The organism is Serratia sp. CY29653 (assembly GCF_052169255.1).
Taxonomy (GTDB): domain Bacteria; phylum Pseudomonadota; class Gammaproteobacteria; order Enterobacterales; family Enterobacteriaceae; genus Serratia; species Serratia sarumanii.
In genome coordinates, this window is the sequence record NZ_JBJNLC010000001.1 from 29,796 (window position 1) to 46,654 (window position 16,859).

Consider the following 16,859-nt stretch of genomic DNA (forward strand, 5'->3'; position numbering starts at 1 on the left):
CGTCGGTTCGCGGCGCCTGCATTACCCCTATTTTCTTTGCGCTGCTGCAAGGCAATCGCCCGTGCTTGCGGTATGATAGCGCGCGTTTGTAACAGGGAACCCGCGCGTCAACCGCCATACCTTACCTGTTGCCGGATTCTGGTATTGAGGATAACAACATGACACAGGTTCAGAGCGGCATTCTGCTGGAGCACTGCCGTTTCGCCATTTTTATGGAAGCCAGCGTACAGGGCGAGTTCGCCGACTTGCGCCAGGGCTGCAAGCAGTTTTGTCAGACGCTGAGCGAGCTGCAGCAGCAGTTCCCCGATGCACGCCTCGGCGCGGTGATCGCTTTCGGCTACGACGTTTGGCACGATCTCTCCAGCGGCCAGGGCGCGCAAGAGCTGAAGCCGTTCACGCCGCTCGGCAAAGGGCTGGCGCCGGCCACCCAGCGCGACATGCTGATCCACATCCAGTCGCTGCGCCATGACGTCAACTTCACGCTGGGGCAGGCGGTGCTGGCGGCGTTCGGCAACGCCATCAAGATTGAAGAAGAAACCCACGGTTTCCGCTGGGTAGAAGAGCGCGATTTGAGCGGCTTCATCGACGGCACCGAAAATCCGCAGGGCGAGCAGCGCCCGGCAGTGGCGACGATCGCCGAAGGCGAAGAGGACGCAGGCGGTAGCTACGTGCTGGTGCAGCGCTACGAGCACAACCTGCGCCAGTGGCAGCGCTTTACCACCGAACAACAGGAACAGATTATCGGCCGCACCAAGCACGACAGCGAAGAGCTGCCGGCCGATCAGCGCCCGGATACCTCGCACGTCAGCCGCGTCGATCTGAAAGAGAACGGCAAAGGCCTGAAAATTCTGCGCCAGAGTCTGCCTTACGGCACCGCCAGCGGCAAGCATGGCCTGTTCTTCATCGCCTATTGCGCACGCCTGCACAATATTGAGCAGCAGCTGCTGAGCATGTTCGGCGATCTGGACGGCAAACGCGACGCGATGCTGCGTTTCAGCCGTGCGGTGACCGGCAGCTACTACTTCGCGCCATCGCTGACTCGCCTGCTGTCACTTTGACGCCGTTGCCGAAGCCGGCTCGCCCGGCTTCGGTCCGTTTCCCCGCCCCAAAACGCCTCGCATTCCCTGCCTTATAGCGTTTGATGCTTGTAAATCACTAAACGGTATATAAAAGCGTTACAGCTCCGCACCGAGTTATAAATACACTGGTCGTCAATAAGGCGAAAGCCTGAAGGAATGACTCAGTGATAAGGTGCAGAATGAAACAAAACCGGGTTAAAAATCTCGTGCTGAAAGGTTGGCTGGCGGCTGCGCTGTTGGCGAGCGGCGCCGCGCCGGCGGCGGAATTGCTGAACAGCTCTTATGACGTTTCCCGTGAATTGTTCGTCGCGCTGAATCCCGGCTTTGAACAGCAGTGGAATCAACAGCATCCGAACGATAAGCTGACCATCAAACAATCGCACGCCGGTTCCTCCAAGCAGGCGCTGGCGATCCTGCAGGGCCTGCGCGCCGACGTGGTGACGTACAACCAGGTCACCGACGTGCAAATCCTGCACGATCGCGGGCAGCTGATCCCGGCGGACTGGCAGGCGCGCCTGCCGAACAACAGTTCGCCGTTCTATTCCACCATGGCGTTTCTGGTGCGCAAGGACAACCCAAAGGGCATCCACACCTGGAACGATCTGGTGCGCGACGACGTGAAGCTGGTGTTCCCGAACCCGAAAACCTCCGGCAACGGCCGTTACACCTATCTGGCCGCCTGGGGCGCCGCCAGCCAGGCCGACGGCAACGACGCGGCCAAGACCCGCGCCTTCATGACCCGCTTCCTGAAAAACGTGCTGGTGTTCGATACCGGCGGCCGCGGCGCGACCACCACCTTCGTTGAGCGCGGCTTGGGCGACGTGCTGATCAGCTTCGAGTCCGAAGTGAACAACATCCGCAAGCAATACGGTGAAGACAAGTACGAAGTGATCGTGCCGCCGGTCGATATTCTGGCGGAGTTCCCGGTGGCCTGGATCGACAAAAACGTCGAGCGTAACGGCACCGAACAGGCGGCCAAAGCCTATCTGAACTATCTCTACAGCCCGGCGGCGCAGCAGGTGATCACCAGCTTCTACTACCGCGTGTATGACCAGAAAGCGATGGCGGCGGCGAAGGGGCAATTCCCGGATACCCAACTGTTCCGCGTGGAAGATCAATTCGGCGGCTGGCCGCAGGTGATGAAAACCCACTTCGCCACCGGTGGCGAGCTGGATCAGCTGTTAGCGGCAGGGCGCAAGTAAATGTTGGCGTTGTCGTCCAGTAAGCGGGTGCTGCCCGGATTTGGCCTCAGCCTCGGCAGCAGCCTGTTTTATACCTGTTTGATCCTGCTGCTGCCGCTCACCGCGCTGGTGATGCAGCTGGCGCAGATGAGCCTGGCGCAATACTGGGAAGTGATTTCCAACCCGCAGGTGGTGGCGGCGTATAAAGTGACGCTGCTGGCGGCCGGCGTCGCCAGCCTGTTCAACGCGGTGTTCGGCATGCTGATGGCCTGGATCCTGACGCGCTACCGTTTTCCCGGCCGCTCGCTGCTGGATGGCCTGATCGATCTGCCGTTTGCGCTGCCGACCGCGGTGGCCGGCCTGACGCTGGCGGGGCTGTTTTCCACCACCGGCTGGTACGGTCAGTGGCTGGCGCACTTCGACATCAAGGTCACCTTTACCTGGCTTGGGATCGCGGTAGCGATGGCGTTCACCAGCCTGCCGTTTGTGGTGCGCACCGTGCAGCCGGTTCTGGAAGAGCTGGGGCCGGAATACGAAGAGGCGGCCGAGACGCTGGGCGCCACGCGCTGGCAGAGCTTCCGCCGCGTGGTATTGCCTGAGGTGGCGCCGGCATTGTTGGCCGGCACCGCCATCTCCTTTACCCGCAGCCTGGGCGAGTTTGGCGCGGTGATTTTCATCGCCGGCAACATCGCCTGGAAGACGGAAGTGACCTCGCTGATGATTTTTGTGCGTTTACAGGAGTTCGATTATCCGGCGGCCAGCGCCATCGCCTCGGTGATCCTGGCGGCGTCGCTGCTGCTGCTGTTCAGCATTAACGTCTTGCAAAGCCGCTTCGGCAGACGTTTGGGAGGAGGGCACTGATGGCTGATGTTTCCGCCTTCAACGGCGCCGAGCGCCCGCGCGTCAACTGGGGCAAGTGGACGCTGATCGCCATCGGCGCGCTGTTCTCGGTGCTGCTGCTGGTGGTGCCGATGATATCGATTTTCGCCGAGGCCTTTTCCAAAGGATTCGGCGCGATGTGGAGCAACTTGCTCGATCCGGACATGCTGCACGCCATTTGGCTGACGGTGTTGATCGCGCTGATCACCGTGCCGTTCAACCTGGTGTTCGGCACGTTGCTGGCGTGGCTGGTGACGCGCTTCACTTTCCCCGGCCGCCAGCTGCTGCTGACGCTGATCGATATCCCGTTCGCCGTTTCACCGGTGGTGGCGGGGCTGATTTACCTGCTGTTTTACGGCAGCAACGGCCTGCTGGGCGGCTGGCTGGATGCGCATAACATCCAGATCATGTTCTCCTGGCCGGGCATGGTGTTGGTGACCATTTTCGTCACCTGCCCCTTCGTGGTGCGCGAGCTGGTGCCGATGATGCTCAGCCAGGGCAGCCAGGAAGACGAGGCCGCCATTCTGCTGGGGGCGTCCGGCTGGCAAATGTTCCGCCGCGTGACGCTGCCCAACATTCGCTGGGCGCTGCTGTACGGCGTGGTGCTGACCAACGCGCGCGCCATCGGCGAGTTCGGCGCGGTGTCGGTGGTGTCCGGTTCGATTCGCGGCGAAACCTACAGCCTGCCGCTGCAGGTCGAGCTGTTGCAGCAGGATTACAACACCGTCGGCTCCTTTACCGCCGCCGCGCTGTTGACCTTGATGGCGATCGTTACCCTATTTTTGAAGAGCGCGCTGCAGTGGCGTCTGGAACGTCAAAATGCGCGCCTCGAGCGGGAGGAAAATCATGAGCATTGAGATTAACGGCATCAACAAGTACTTCGGTCGCACCAAGGTATTGAACGATATCTCGCTCGATATTGCTTCCGGTGAGATGGTGGCGCTGCTCGGGCCGTCCGGTTCCGGCAAGACCACGCTGCTGCGCATTATCGCCGGGCTGGAAAGCCAGAGCGGCGGCAAGCTGGGCTTCCACGGCACCGACGTCAGCCACATGCACGCGCGCGACAGGCGCGTGGGCTTCGTATTTCAGCACTATGCGCTGTTCCGCCACATGACGGTGTTCGACAACATCGCCTTCGGCCTGACCGTGCTGCCGCGCCGCGAGCGGCCGAACGCCGCGGCGATCAAACAGAAAGTCACCCAACTGCTGGAAATGGTGCAGTTGGCCCACCTGGCCAACCGCTATCCGTCGCAGCTGTCCGGCGGCCAGAAACAGCGCGTGGCGTTGGCGCGCGCCCTGGCGGTGGAACCGCAAATTCTGCTGCTGGACGAACCGTTCGGCGCGCTGGATGCGCAGGTGCGCAAAGAGCTGCGCCGCTGGCTGCGTCAGTTGCACGAAGAGCTGAAGTTCACCAGCGTGTTCGTCACCCACGATCAGGAAGAGGCGATGGAAGTGGCCGACCGCATCGTGGTGATGAGCCAGGGCAATATCGAACAGGTAGGCTCGCCGGAAGAGATCATGCGCGAACCGGCCAGCCGCTTCGTGCTGGAGTTCATGGGGGAAGTGAACCGCCTGAACGGCGAGATCCGCGGCTCCCAGCTGTTCGTCGGCGCGCACCAGTGGCCGCTGTCGTTCCAGCCGATGCACCAGGGCAGCGTCGATCTGTTCCTGCGCCCGTGGGAAATGGAAGTGGCGACCGAAAGCAGCGAGCGCTGCCCGCTGCCGGTGCAGGTGCTGGAAGTCAGCCCGCGTGGCCACTTCTGGCAGTTGACGGTGCAGCCAATCGGCTGGCATCAGGAGCCGATCGGCGTGGTGTTGCCGGAAGGCAACCCAACCCCGGTGCGCGGCGGCCGTTATTACGTCGGCAGCCTCAATGCGCGGCTGTATGCCGGCGATCAACTGCTGCAACCTGTTGCGTTAGCCAAAAGCGCCTGATAGGTTTTAGCTGCCCTTTTATTCAAGGCAACCCCCGGGTTGCCTTTTTACTTTACGCACACCAACACACAGGCAAAGATCGTGACAACGCTCGAACAATGCATCGGGAATACCCCGCTGGTACAACTGCAACGGCTGGCCGCCCAGGCGGGCAGCGAGGTATGGGTCAAACTGGAAGGCAATAACCCGGCGGGCTCGGTGAAGGATCGCGCTGCGTTGGCGATGATCCAGCAGGCGGAGCTGCGCGGCGAGATCAAGCCCGGCGACGTGCTGATCGAGGCCACCAGCGGCAACACCGGCATTGCGCTGGCGATGATCGCCGCGCTCAAAGGCTATACGCTGAAGCTGCTGATGCCGGAGAACATGAGCCTGGAGCGGCAGGCGGCGATGCGCGCCTACGGTGCCGAGCTGATCCTGGTCAGCCGTGAGCAGGGAATGGAAGGGGCGCGCGATCTGGCGCTGGAGATGCAGCGCCAGGGGCAGGGCAAGGTGCTGGACCAGTTCAACAACCTCGACAACCCCTACGCCCACTTCACCACCACCGGCCCGGAGATCTGGCGCCAGACCGAAGGGCGCATCACCCACTTTGTTTCCAGCATGGGCACCACCGGCACCATTACCGGCGTAGGCGGTTACCTGAAGAGCCAGAATCCGCAGGTGCAGATCATCGGCCTGCAGCCGGCGGAAGGCAGCAGCATCCCCGGCATTCGCCGTTGGGCGCCCGCTTACCTGCCGGGCATTTTCCGCCCGGAGCTGGTGGATCAGGTGCTGGATATCGAGCAGCGCGATGCCGAGCAGACCATGCGCCAGCTGGCGCAGCGTGAAGGCATCTTCTGCGGCGTCAGCTCCGGCGGCGCGGTGGCCGGTGCCCTGCGCGTCGCGGCGGCCCATCCCGGCAGCGTCGTGGTGGCGATCGTCTGCGATCGCGGTGACCGTTACCTCTCCACCGGCGTGTTCGACTGAGCGCTCCGTCCCGGCGGCGCGTTCCGCCGGGAAACCCCCTCTCACTTCCCTTTTGACCGATGGCATATCCGCCCCGCCAGCATGGCGGCTGGCGCCTGCCTGCATGCCAATGCCCTGACTGAAGTAGAGAAATCGCGCGACAGCAGCCACACTAACGGTGGCGAGACGCGAACGGCGATGTGTAAGGATTGAGTAAAACCGGCTGCGGGCCGGCGGAATTGGCGGGAAAATAACGAAAATCGGTGAAGGAGCAAGGCATGAAAATATTACTGGTCGACGATGACCTGGAGCTTGGCACCATGCTGAGCGAATACCTGACGGGCGAAGGCTTCGACGTCACGCTGGTGCTGACCGGCAAGGCGGGAGTGGAGGGCGCGCTGTCGGGCGACTATACCGCGATGATCCTCGATATCATGCTGCCGGACATGAGCGGCATCGACGTGCTGCGCGACGTGCGTAAAAAGAGCCGGTTGCCGATCATCATGCTGACCGCCAAAGGCGACAACATCGATCGGGTGATTGGCCTGGAGATGGGCGCCGACGATTACATGCCCAAGCCGTGCTACCCGCGCGAACTGGTGGCGCGTCTGCGCGCGGTGCTGCGCCGTTTCGAAGAGCGGCCGCAAGAGGCGGACGACGAGGCCGCCATCAGCTTCGGCGAGCTGACGCTGAACCCTTCAACCCGCAGCAGCGAATGGCGCGGCAAGGCGTTTGATTTGACCGCTTCGGAATTCAATCTGCTGGAGCTGTTGCTGCGCGCGCCGGATCGCGTGGTGTCGAAGGACGAACTGTCCGAGAAGGGGCTGGGGCGCCCGCGCGAGGCCTATGACCGCAGCGTGGACGTGCACATCAGCAATATCCGCCAGAAGCTGAGCGCGTTGGCCGGCAGTAAGCTCATTATCGAGACGGTGCGCAGCATCGGCTATCGCATTCGGTAACCTGATATGCGCGGAAGACTGTTCTGGAAAATTTTGCTCGGCTTTTGGCTGACTTTCCTCATCATGACGCAGGCGCTGTGGGTGGCGTTTTCTCTCTATGGCGATCGCTATGTGCCGCCGGAGAACGCTATGGCGCGGCGGGTGATCGGCCTGCAGCTGGCCTCGGCCGCCACCCAGTTGCGCAGCGGTGGCATGCCGGCGCTGGAAGCCCTGATGCGCGACTGGCCCGAGGATGACAGGCGTTTGCTGTCGGTGACGCCGATGACCCAACCGCCGCCGCCCGCGCCGGAAGAACCGGCGTTTGAAGGGCGGCGGATGCCGAAAGAGATCTCTGCCTGGGTGCAGACCGGGGAAGGGCAGGGATACTGGCTGAGTTATAACGTGCGCGGGCTGCGGGAAGAGTATCGGCCGGAGCGGCGTTCCCACTTCTTCAACATTCCTGCGCCGATGCTGTGGGTCGGCGGGCTGGGCGGTTTGCTGTTCAGCGCCGTGCTGGCCTGGAACCTGACCCGGCCGATGCGTCAGCTGCGCGGCGGCCTGGATCGGGTGGCGCAGGGCGATCTCTCGGTACGGCTGTTTCCGAAGATGCGGCGCCGCCATGACGAGCTGTCCGACGTGGCGCGCGATTTCGACACCATGGCCGAGCGGCTGGAGCTGCTGGTCAGCGCCCGCGAGCAGCTGTTGCACGACGTTTCGCATGAGCTGCGTTCGCCGCTGGCGCGCCTGCAGCTGGCGATCGGTCTGGCGCGGCAGAATGCCGGCAATGTCGAAACCTCGCTCAAGCGCATCGAACACGAGTCGGGGCGGCTGGACAAAATGATCGGCGAGCTGCTGGCGTTGTCGCGTACCGAACACAGCAGCCTGCCGGACGAAGAGTATTTCGATCTCTATGGGTTAGTGGACGCGGTGGTGAGCGATGCGCGCTACGAGGCGCAGGTGCCCGGCGTGGATATCGTGCTGCAGGCCGAGTCGGACGTGGAGTACACCGTCAAGGGCAATGCGGAGCTGATGCGGCGTGCGGTGGACAACATCGTGCGCAATGCGCTGCGCTTTTCCAGCCACGGCCAGCGGGTGACGGTAGCGCTGACGCGCGTCGATAACCAGTTCCAGATCGCCGTCAGCGATCAGGGGCCGGGGGTCGAGGAGGCGAAGCTGTCGAGCATCTTCGATCCGTTCGTGCGCGTGAAGTCGGCGCTGTCGGGCAAGGGCTACGGCCTGGGGCTGGCGATTACCCGCAAGGTGGTGCTGGCGCACGGCGGCCAGGTTGAGGCGCGCAACGGCGATAAAGAAGGCCTGGTCATTACCCTGCGCATCCCGCGCTGGCCGTCATAACGTAGCGAAATCGGGATACGACGAAGGGGATAAAAAAACGGCGCCGAGGGCGCCGTTTTCTTGCTCATTCGCGATTACTTCTTGATGCGGATGATCGGGGTTTCGCCAACGGTCACGCTGCCGGACAGTTTGATCAGCTCTTTGATCTCGTCCATGTTGGAGATAACGACCGGCGTCAGGGTAGACTTGGCTTTCTCTTCCAGCAGTGGCAGGTTGAACTCGATAACGACGTCACCTTTCTTGACGCGCTGGCCTTCTTCGGCGATGCGTTTGAAGCCTTCGCCTTTCAGTTCTACGGTATCGATGCCGAAGTGGACGAACAGCTCAATGCCGCTGTCGGATTCGATAGAGAATGCATGGTTGGTTTCGAAAATCTTGCCGATGGTGCCGTCAACCGGAGCAACCATTTTGTTGCCGGCCGGTTTGATGGCGATACCGTCGCCAACGATTTTTTCAGCGAACACTACGTCCGGCACATCTTCGATATTGACGATTTCGCCAGAAAGGGGAGCGACGATCTCGATAGTGCCCGTGTCTTTCTTGTCATCAGAAACCAGAGATTTCAGTTTATCGAACAAACCCATGATCTTCTCCTAAGCATTAAATTGGGCGGCGTTCCAGTGTCGTGGAAGTTTAGCAGAGCGTTTTTTCTTCGATGAATTTATTGACGCAATTCATCAGGTCTTGTGCCGTTGGCTGTGCCAAGGCCTGCGCTGCCAACGCCTTCACATCTTCGAAATTCGTGTTACGAATAATTTTCTTGATGCGCGGGATTGAAATCGCACTCATGCTGAACTCATCCAGCCCCATGCCCAATAACAACAGTGTAGCACGCTCATCGCCAGCCAGTTCGCCGCACATGCCGGTCCACTTGCCTTCCGCGTGAGATGCATCAATAACCTGTTTGATCAGGCCTAGCACTGATGGGGACATCGGGTTATAGAGATGAGAAATCAGCTCGTTGCCGCGATCTACCGCCAGAGTATACTGGGTTAGATCGTTTGTCCCAATACTAAAGAAGTCGACTTCTTTCGCCAGGTGGTGAGCGATGACCGCCGCAGCCGGTGTTTCCACCATCACGCCCACTTCGATGCTCTCGTCAAACGCCTTGCCTTCTTCGCGCAGCTGCGCCTTCAGCGTCTCGATTTCGCCTTTCAGATCGCGCACTTCCTCCACGGAGATGATCATCGGGAACATGATGCGCAGTTTGCCGAACGCCGAGGCGCGCAGGATGGCGCGCAGCTGGGCGTGCAGGATTTCACGGCGGTCCATCGCGATGCGGATGGCGCGCCAGCCGAGGAACGGGTTCTCTTCCTTCGGCAGATTCATGTACGGCAGGTCTTTGTCGCCGCCGATGTCCATGGTGCGGACGATCACGGCCTGCGAGCCCATGGCTTCCGCCACGGCTTTATAAGCCTGGAACTGCTCGTCTTCGGTCGGCAGCGAGTCGCGGTCCATGAACAGGAATTCGGTACGATACAGGCCGACGCCTTCCGCGCCGTTGCGCTCTGCACCCGCGACGTCGCGCACGGTGCCGATGTTGGCGCAGACTTCAACCTGATGGCCGTCCAGCGTAATCGCCGGCAGGTCCTTCAGCTTGGCCAGATCGTTTTTCTCGGTGATGTATTGGTTCTGGGCGGCTTTCAGCTGATCGATAACGTCAGCGGTCGGGTTAACGTAAATCTGGTTGTTAACCGCATCCAGAATCAGGTAGTCGTCGTTCTTCACCTGCTTGGTCACGTCGCTGGTGCCGACGATCGCCGGCAGCTCCAGGGAGCGCGCCATGATAGAGGTGTGGGAAGTCCGGCCGCCGAGATCGGTAATGAAGCCCAGCACTTTGTCCAGGTTCAGCTGCGCGGTCTCGGACGGGGTCAGATCGGTGGCCACCAGGATCACTTCGTCCTGAATGGAGCCCAGATCGACGATCGGCATGCCCAGAATGTTCTGCAGCAGGCGCTTGCCGATGTCGCGCACGTCGGCGGCGCGTTCTTTCAGGTACTCGTCGTCCAGCTCTTCCAGCGCTTTCGCCTGACCTTCGATCACGGTGTAGGCGGCGGCGTCTGCGGAGGCCAGATCGTCTTTGATTAGGGCTATGATTTCCTGCTCAAGCTCTTCGTCTTCCAGCAACATGATGTGGCCTTCGAAGATAGCTTCCTTCTCTTCGCCGAAGGTTTCGCCAGCTTTGGTCTTGATCGCTTCCAGCTGTTCGGACGCTTTCGCGCGGCCGGCCAGAAAACGCGAGACTTCCTGCTCTACTTGATCAGCAGAGATTTTCTTCCGGTTGATGACGATGTCGTCTTCTTTCAGCAAGAGAGCCTTACCAAAAGCGATGCCCGGTGATACTAAAATGCCTGAAATCATAACCCTACCTTACTCTTGACTGGTGTTAACTAAAAAGACGGGCCGATTACTCAAGCTCTGCCATCAGTTTTACCAAGTGCTCAACGGCTTTCTGCTCGTCTTCACCTTCAGCGGAGATTGTCACTACGGTCCCTTGAGTCAGCCCCAGAGTTTGCAGTTTGAACAGGCTTTTAGCGCTGGCGCTTTTGCCGTTGGAGGTCACGGTGATGTCAGACGCGAAGCCTTTGGCTTCTTTAACGAACTGAGCGGCAGGGCGAGTATGCAGACCATTCGGAGCGGTAATAGTAACTTCTTGCTGGAACATTGATGTTTCCCCAACTTATTGGATTAATGTTGTGGAGCTAAAGTTTAGCCCAGGGGCCTGACTTTAGCTTGTCTGGTTATAGCGCCTGACTATGGACAGGGGCGAACGTTGATGCAACAGAAAACGACGCGTTAGGCACTTCAGATCAAAAAACTCGGCTTTAGACGTCGTTCCAATCCGCTCCCCATTATGCCCGATTCGCCGCGTCGGCGACAGATGAGTAAATCGATTCAGCCTTGACCGGGCTCAGGGGGGATTAATTTTGCGCATCGAAATAATGCACCGTTAAATACTAAAGCCGGCGGGCAAAAGCAATCTTGGACTGCTATAAAGTTTGATCCAGTCCACAAAAAAGCACCCCGCAGGGTGCTTTTTTAGCGATTTGTGCAGTGGCGGAATTACTGCTGCAATTCCTGCTCGGTGAACAGATCGGCAAACAGTGCGGTGCTCAGGTAACGTTCGCCGGAAGAGGGCAGGATCACCACGATGGTCTTGTCGGCGAACGCCGGTTCTTCGGCCAGTTTCACCGCCGCCGCGACCGCTGCGCCGGAGGAAATGCCCGCCAGGATGCCTTCTTCGTCCATCAGGCGGCGCGCCATGCTGATGGCCTCGTCGTTGGAGACTTTCTCGACGCGATCCACCAGGTCCAGATCGAGGTTGCCCGGAATGAAGCCGGCGCCGATGCCCTGGATCTTGTGCGGGCCCGGCTTCAGCTCTTCACCGGCCAGCGCCTGGCTGATGACCGGCGAGTCGGTCGGCTCGACCGCCACGGTGGTGATGGCCTTGCCTTTGGTGTTCTTGATGTAGCGGCTGACGCCGGTCAGCGTGCCGCCGGTGCCGACGCCGGAGATGAATACGTCGACGTCGCCGTCGGTGTCTTCCCAGATTTCCGGGCCGGTGGTTTTTTCATGGATCGCCGGGTTGGCCGGGTTGCTGAACTGCTGCAGGATCAGGTAACGGTTCGGATCGGTGGCGACGATCTCTTCGGCTTTGGCGATAGCGCCTTTCATGCCTTTCGCCCCTTCGGTCAGCACCAGATTGGCGCCGAGCGCCTTGAGCAGCTTGCGGCGCTCGATGCTCATGGTTTCCGGCATGGTCAGCGTCAGCTTGTAACCGCGCGCGGCGGCAACGAAGGCCAGCGCGATGCCGGTGTTGCCGCTGGTCGGCTCCACCAGCTCTTTGCCGGCGGTCAGCACGCCGCGTTGTTCCGCATCCCAAATCATATTGGCACCGATGCGGCATTTGACGCTGAAGCTCGGGTTGCGTGATTCAACCTTGGCCAGAATGCGTCCGTTGCCGATACGGTTCAGACGAACCAGCGGCGTATGGCCGATTGTTAATGAGTTGTCTTCATATATCTTGCTCATAGCCCGTCCTTTAACTCTATGAAAATGTGGGGAACATCGAAAGCATACGCTAACAGTACCGGCAGGGAAGTAAAGAATTGGTATATCTATATGTTATTAGGAAATAAGTTTTAAGCACAATGATAAGGGCGCGAAATGCGCCCCCTGTCGAAAATTCCCGCGCTATCGGCGGTAAAAAGCGGCGGTTATCGGACGAACTGTGAGCGGTAGCGATCGACCCACATGGCGGTGGCGCCGCAGACGGCGACCGGCAGGATCACAAGGTTGAGGATCGGGATCATGGTGAACAGGCTGACCAGCGCGCCGAACTGCAGGTTAGCGGGTTTGTGCTGGCGCAAGGCGCGGCGCATGTCGGCAAAGCTCACCTTGTGGTTGTCGAACGGGTAGTCGCAATACTGGATCGCCAGCATCCAGGCGCTGAACAGGAACCACAGCACCGGCGCCACCGTCTGGCCGATGCCGGGCACGAAGTACAGCGCCAGCAGCAGCAGCGCGCGCGGCAGGTAATACATCAACTTGCGCCATTCGCGCGCCATGATGCGCGGCAAATCTTTGGCGATGCCGAGCAGGCTGGTGTCCGGCAGCGGTTTGCCGGTCAGGCTGCCTTCGAGCTGCTCGGCCAGCAGGCCGCAGAACGGCGCGGCGATCAGGTTGGTGATGGTGCTGAACAGATAGCTGAACACCAACAGCACCGAAATGACCGCCAGCGGCCACAGCAGGTAGCTCAACCATTGCAGCCAGTCGGGAACGTGGCTCATCATCGCCGGGATCCAGTCGCCGAGTTGGCTGAACAGCCACCAGAAAGCGGAACCCATCAGCAGCACGTTGACCAGCAACGGCAGGACCACATAGCGTTTAATCCCCGGGCGCGAAATCAGGCGCCAACCCTCGGCGAAATAGTGAATGCCGCTGGTCGAACGGGAAGGGGGCTGCGTATAGGACATATCTTAAGTTATCTCGTTGTCTGAACAGGCATCATTATCATATAGGGATGATTTTCCACTGGCTAGGGTAGGGTTGGCTGAAAAACCAGCAGAAAAAGGCAGTATAATCATCTTTATTGGCATAAAGTTCAGCACGGACTTGCACTTGTGTGCGCGGGCAAATAGAGTTAAAGAGTGAATGTTTGCCGCGGTGGCAATGTATTGGAACAACAGAGATAGCAATGATGCAGGATTTGCGTCTGATATTAATCGTTGTTGGCGCGATCGCCATAATAGCGCTGTTATTGCACGGTCTGTGGACCAGTCGCAAAGAACGGTCAGCGCTCTTCCGCGATCGCCCAGCCAAACGTTCCCAAAAGGAACGTGAACAAACTCCGATCGACGATCTCGAAGAAGGCGTCGGTGAGGTGCGCGTACGCGCCGCTCACCCGCAAGACGAGCCGTCATTCGGCCATTTCGATGCCGCACGCGAAGAACCCGTGGCCGCGCCGAAGCCCGCTCCGGCGGCTGCGCCAGCGCCCCGCGCCGTTCAGCCGGCTGCCCATCAGACGCCGCCTCCGCTGTCTCAGCGGCCGGAGTATGATGACATCCTGCTGAACAACTACGCGCCGGACGAAGAACCGGCCGAACCGCAGCAACCGCAACCGGCCGCGCGCCGTGAGCCGCGCGTCGACGATCTGCCGCATGAACATGAGGCGCCGCAGGTGGCGGAACCGGCATTCCACGCCGAGCCGGCCCCTGTGCAGCCAGCGCCGGAAGTGAAGCCTGCGCCGGAACCTGCACCGCAGCCGGCGGCTGCGCCAATTCAGGCTAAACTGAAAGAGACCGTGCTGGTGCTGCACGTCGCGGCCCACCAGGGCGGCGTGATCGGCGGCGAAGTGCTGCTGCAGAGCGTGTTGCAGGCCGGCTTCCAGTTTGGCGAAATGGGCATCTTCCACCGCCATATCAGCCCGGCCGGCAGCGGCCCGGTGCTGTTCAGCCTGGCGAACATGGTCAAGCCGGGATCGTTCGATCCTGACATGATGTCCGACTTCTCCACGCCGGGCGTGTCGATGTTCATGATGGTGCCGTCTTACGGCGACGCCAATCAGAACTTCAAGCTGATGCTGCAGTCGGCACAGCGCATCGCCGACGACGTGGGCGGCGTGGTGCTGGACGACGAGCGCCGCATGATGACGCCGCAGAAGCTGGAAACCTACAAAGCGCGCATCCGTGAAGTGTTGGAAAACAACGCCTGACCGGGTTGCCGCGCGCACAGAACATCCGTAACAACAAAGCCCCCGCTAGCCGGGGGTTTTTTATCTTTGATGGTGAGCCATGGAATCGATAATCCAACAAATCAATCAACTACGAGCCACATTGCGCCATCATGAATACCAGTATCATGTGCTGGATGCGCCGGAAGTGCCGGATGCGGAATATGACCGCCTGATGCGCGAACTGCGCGAGCTGGAGAGCGCGCATCCGGCGTTGATCACCGCCGATTCGCCGACCCAGCGCGTGGGCGCCGCGCCGCTGGCGGCGTTTGACCAGGTGCGCCACGAAGTGCCGATGCTGTCGCTGGACAACGTGTTCGACGAAGAAAGCTTCCTGGCGTTTTACAAGCGCGTGCAGGATAGGCTCAAAAGCAGCGATCCGCTGACCTTCTGCTGCGAGCTGAAGCTGGACGGCCTGGCGGTCAGCCTGCTGTACGAAGACGGTGAGCTGGTGCGCGCGGCGACGCGCGGCGACGGCACCACCGGCGAGAACATCACCTCCAACGTGCGCACCATTCGCGCCATTCCGCTGCGCCTAACCGGCGACAACATCCCGCGCCGGCTGGAAGTGCGCGGGGAAGTGTTCATGCCGCAGGCTGGTTTTGAACAGATGAACGAAGAAGCCCGGCGCAAAGACGGCAAGGTGTTCGCCAACCCGCGCAACGCCGCCGCCGGCTCGCTGCGCCAGCTCGATCCGCGCATTACCGCCAAACGCCCGCTGACCTTCTTCTGCTACGGCGTCGGCCTGCTGGAAGGCGGCGAACTGCCGCGCAGCCACTTTGAGCGCCTGATGCAGTTCAAGGCCTGGGGCCTGCCGGTCAGCGATCGCGCCCAGCGCCGCACCGGCAGCGAGGAAGTGCTGGCGTTTTATCGCCAGGTCGAGCAGGACCGCGCGCAGCTCGGTTTCGACATCGACGGCGTGGTGATCAAGATTGACGACATCGATCTGCAGGAAACGCTGGGCTTCGTGGCGCGTGCGCCGCGCTGGGCGACGGCGTTCAAATTCCCGGCGCAGGAGCAGATCACCGTAGTGCGCGAAGTGGAGTTTCAGGTTGGCCGCACCGGCGCGATTACGCCGGTGGCGCGCCTTGAGCCGGTGCTGGTGGCCGGGGTGACCGTCAGCAACGCCACCTTGCACAACGCCGATGAAATTGAGCGTTTGGGGCTGCGCATCGGCGATACGGTGATCGTGCGCCGCGCCGGCGACGTGATCCCGCAGGTGGTGGGGGTGCTGGAAGACCGCCGGCCACAGGATGCGCGCGAAGTGGTGTTCCCGCTGCACTGCCCGGTGTGCGGCTCCGACGTTGAGCGCGTGGAAGGCGAGGCGGTAGCGCGCTGCACCGGTGGTCTTATCTGCGGCGCGCAGCGCAAAGAGGCGTTGAAGCACTTCGTTTCCCGCCGCGCGCTGGACGTTGAAGGCATGGGCGACAAGATCATCGAGCAACTGGTGGACAAAGAGTACGTGAAGAATCCGGCCGATCTGTTCCGCTTGTCCGCCGGCATTCTGACCGGCCTGGATCGCATGGGGCCGAAATCGGCGCAGAATCTGGTCAATGCGCTGGAGAAATCCAAGCAGACCACCTTCGCCCGTTTCCTGTATGCGCTGGGCATTCGCGAGGTTGGCGAGGCGACCGCCGCCAACCTGGCGGCGCATTTCGGATCGCTCGAGAAGCTGTTCGCCGCCGATATCGAGGCGCTGAAAGAGGTGCCGGACGTCGGCGAAGTGGTGGCCAAACACACCCGCAATTTCCTTGATGAAGCGCTCAATCAGCAGGTGATCAACGAGCTGGTGGGCGCCGAGATCGGCATTCACTGGCCGGCGCCGGTGGTGGTGGTCGCCGAAGAGATAGACAGCCCGTTCGCTGGCAAAACCGTGGTGCTGACCGGCTCGCTGAGCCAGCTGTCGCGCGACGAGGCCAAAGATCGCCTGACGGCGCTGGGCGCCAAGGTCAGCGGCAGCGTGTCGAAGAAAACCGATTTGGTGATCGCCGGCGAAGCGGCCGGTTCCAAGCTGGCGAAGGCGCAGGAGCTGGGTATCGCCGTGATCGACGAAGCGGAGATGATCCGCCTGCTGGGTGACTGATGGAAAAGGAAAACCTGCTGGAGATCGCCAATACCGTGATGCCGTTCGGCAAGTACCAGGGGCGGGTGCTGATCGATCTGCCCGAAGAGTACCTGCTGTGGTTCGCCCGCAAGGGCGAATTCCCCAAAGGCAAGCTCGGCATGCTGATGGAGATGACGCTGGCGATTAAAATCGAAGGGCTTGACCACCTGGTCAAGCCGCTGAAGAAAAGTTGAACTGACGGGCCCCGGCCCGTCT

The 16,859-nt window shown here is 60.9% G+C and carries 16 protein-coding genes; 11 read left to right on the forward strand and 5 right to left on the reverse strand.

What is annotated here, in order from left to right; genetic code table 11:
- Positions 1-158 precede the first annotated feature (158 nt).
- The 8 genes from ACJ8HN_RS00155 to ACJ8HN_RS00190 all read left to right on the forward strand — a co-directional run bounded on the left by ACJ8HN_RS00155 (position 159) and on the right by ACJ8HN_RS00190 (position 8,307).
- Positions 159-1,058, forward strand: coding sequence for a Dyp-type peroxidase (locus tag ACJ8HN_RS00155; RefSeq protein WP_442522916.1), 900 nt, complete (start codon positions 159-161; stop codon positions 1,056-1,058).
- Positions 1,059-1,258: 200 nt separating this feature from the next.
- The gene (locus tag ACJ8HN_RS00160; RefSeq protein WP_442522917.1) at positions 1,259-2,281 is read left to right on the forward strand and encodes a sulfate ABC transporter substrate-binding protein; all 1,023 of its coding nucleotides are present in this window, start codon (positions 1,259-1,261) and stop codon (positions 2,279-2,281) included.
- Positions 2,282-3,121: a sulfate/thiosulfate ABC transporter permease CysT gene (gene cysT / locus ACJ8HN_RS00165; RefSeq protein ID WP_019453852.1), complete on the forward strand. Its 840-nt coding sequence runs from the start codon at positions 2,282-2,284 to the stop codon at positions 3,119-3,121. It abuts the gene before it with no gap.
- Entirely contained in the window at positions 3,121-3,996 is an 876-nt protein-coding gene (gene cysW, locus ACJ8HN_RS00170) for a sulfate/thiosulfate ABC transporter permease CysW (protein ID WP_033635461.1), read from the forward strand. Before cysT ends, cysW begins: the two co-directional genes overlap by 1 nt.
- The gene (cysA, locus tag ACJ8HN_RS00175) at positions 3,986-5,074 is read left to right on the forward strand and encodes a sulfate/thiosulfate ABC transporter ATP-binding protein CysA (RefSeq protein ID WP_033635460.1); all 1,089 of its coding nucleotides are present in this window, start codon (positions 3,986-3,988) and stop codon (positions 5,072-5,074) included. The genes cysW and cysA overlap by 11 nt, the downstream gene beginning before the upstream one ends.
- A gap of 81 nt (positions 5,075-5,155) precedes the next feature.
- Positions 5,156-6,037, forward strand: a complete 882-nt coding sequence (gene cysM / locus ACJ8HN_RS00180) for a cysteine synthase CysM (RefSeq protein ID WP_033638551.1) — start codon at positions 5,156-5,158, stop codon at positions 6,035-6,037.
- A gap of 257 nt (positions 6,038-6,294) precedes the next feature.
- The gene (locus ACJ8HN_RS00185) at positions 6,295-6,975 is read left to right on the forward strand and encodes a response regulator transcription factor (protein ID WP_442522918.1); all 681 of its coding nucleotides are present in this window, start codon (positions 6,295-6,297) and stop codon (positions 6,973-6,975) included.
- Between the two features lie 6 nt (positions 6,976-6,981).
- Positions 6,982-8,307: an ATP-binding protein gene (locus ACJ8HN_RS00190; RefSeq protein ID WP_033649842.1), complete on the forward strand. Its 1,326-nt coding sequence runs from the start codon at positions 6,982-6,984 to the stop codon at positions 8,305-8,307.
- 74 nt (positions 8,308-8,381) lie between these two features.
- Here ACJ8HN_RS00190 and crr read toward each other — a convergent pair whose 3' ends face one another.
- From crr to cysZ, 5 genes are all read right to left on the reverse strand, one after another.
- Positions 8,382-8,891 (reverse strand): PTS glucose transporter subunit IIA, encoded by a 510-nt coding sequence (crr, locus tag ACJ8HN_RS00195; protein WP_004936467.1) that lies wholly within the window; start codon positions 8,889-8,891, stop codon positions 8,382-8,384.
- Positions 8,892-8,940: 49 nt separating this feature from the next.
- On the reverse strand, positions 8,941-10,668 hold the full coding sequence (gene ptsI, locus ACJ8HN_RS00200) for a phosphoenolpyruvate-protein phosphotransferase PtsI (RefSeq protein ID WP_004936461.1): 1,728 nt from the start codon (positions 10,666-10,668) through the stop codon (positions 8,941-8,943).
- A gap of 46 nt (positions 10,669-10,714) precedes the next feature.
- Complete coding sequence (gene ptsH / locus ACJ8HN_RS00205) at positions 10,715-10,972, reverse strand: phosphocarrier protein Hpr (protein WP_033635455.1); 258 nt, start codon at positions 10,970-10,972, stop codon at positions 10,715-10,717.
- 398 nt (positions 10,973-11,370) lie between these two features.
- The gene (gene cysK, locus ACJ8HN_RS00210; RefSeq protein ID WP_033635454.1) at positions 11,371-12,339 is read right to left on the reverse strand and encodes a cysteine synthase A; all 969 of its coding nucleotides are present in this window, start codon (positions 12,337-12,339) and stop codon (positions 11,371-11,373) included.
- A gap of 185 nt (positions 12,340-12,524) precedes the next feature.
- Positions 12,525-13,283: a sulfate transporter CysZ gene (gene cysZ / locus ACJ8HN_RS00215; RefSeq protein ID WP_442522920.1), complete on the reverse strand. Its 759-nt coding sequence runs from the start codon at positions 13,281-13,283 to the stop codon at positions 12,525-12,527.
- A gap of 221 nt (positions 13,284-13,504) precedes the next feature.
- Between cysZ and zipA the strand changes: the two genes are divergently transcribed.
- From zipA to ACJ8HN_RS00230, 3 genes are all read left to right on the forward strand, one after another.
- Complete coding sequence (gene zipA, locus ACJ8HN_RS00220; RefSeq protein WP_041036178.1) at positions 13,505-14,521, forward strand: cell division protein ZipA; 1,017 nt, start codon at positions 13,505-13,507, stop codon at positions 14,519-14,521.
- 79 nt (positions 14,522-14,600) lie between these two features.
- Positions 14,601-16,622, forward strand: a complete 2,022-nt coding sequence (gene ligA / locus ACJ8HN_RS00225; RefSeq protein WP_033654989.1) for an NAD-dependent DNA ligase LigA — start codon at positions 14,601-14,603, stop codon at positions 16,620-16,622.
- Entirely contained in the window at positions 16,622-16,837 is a 216-nt protein-coding gene (locus ACJ8HN_RS00230) for a DUF3820 family protein (protein WP_004936441.1), read from the forward strand. Before ligA ends, ACJ8HN_RS00230 begins: the two co-directional genes overlap by 1 nt.
- Positions 16,838-16,859 lie beyond the last annotated feature (22 nt).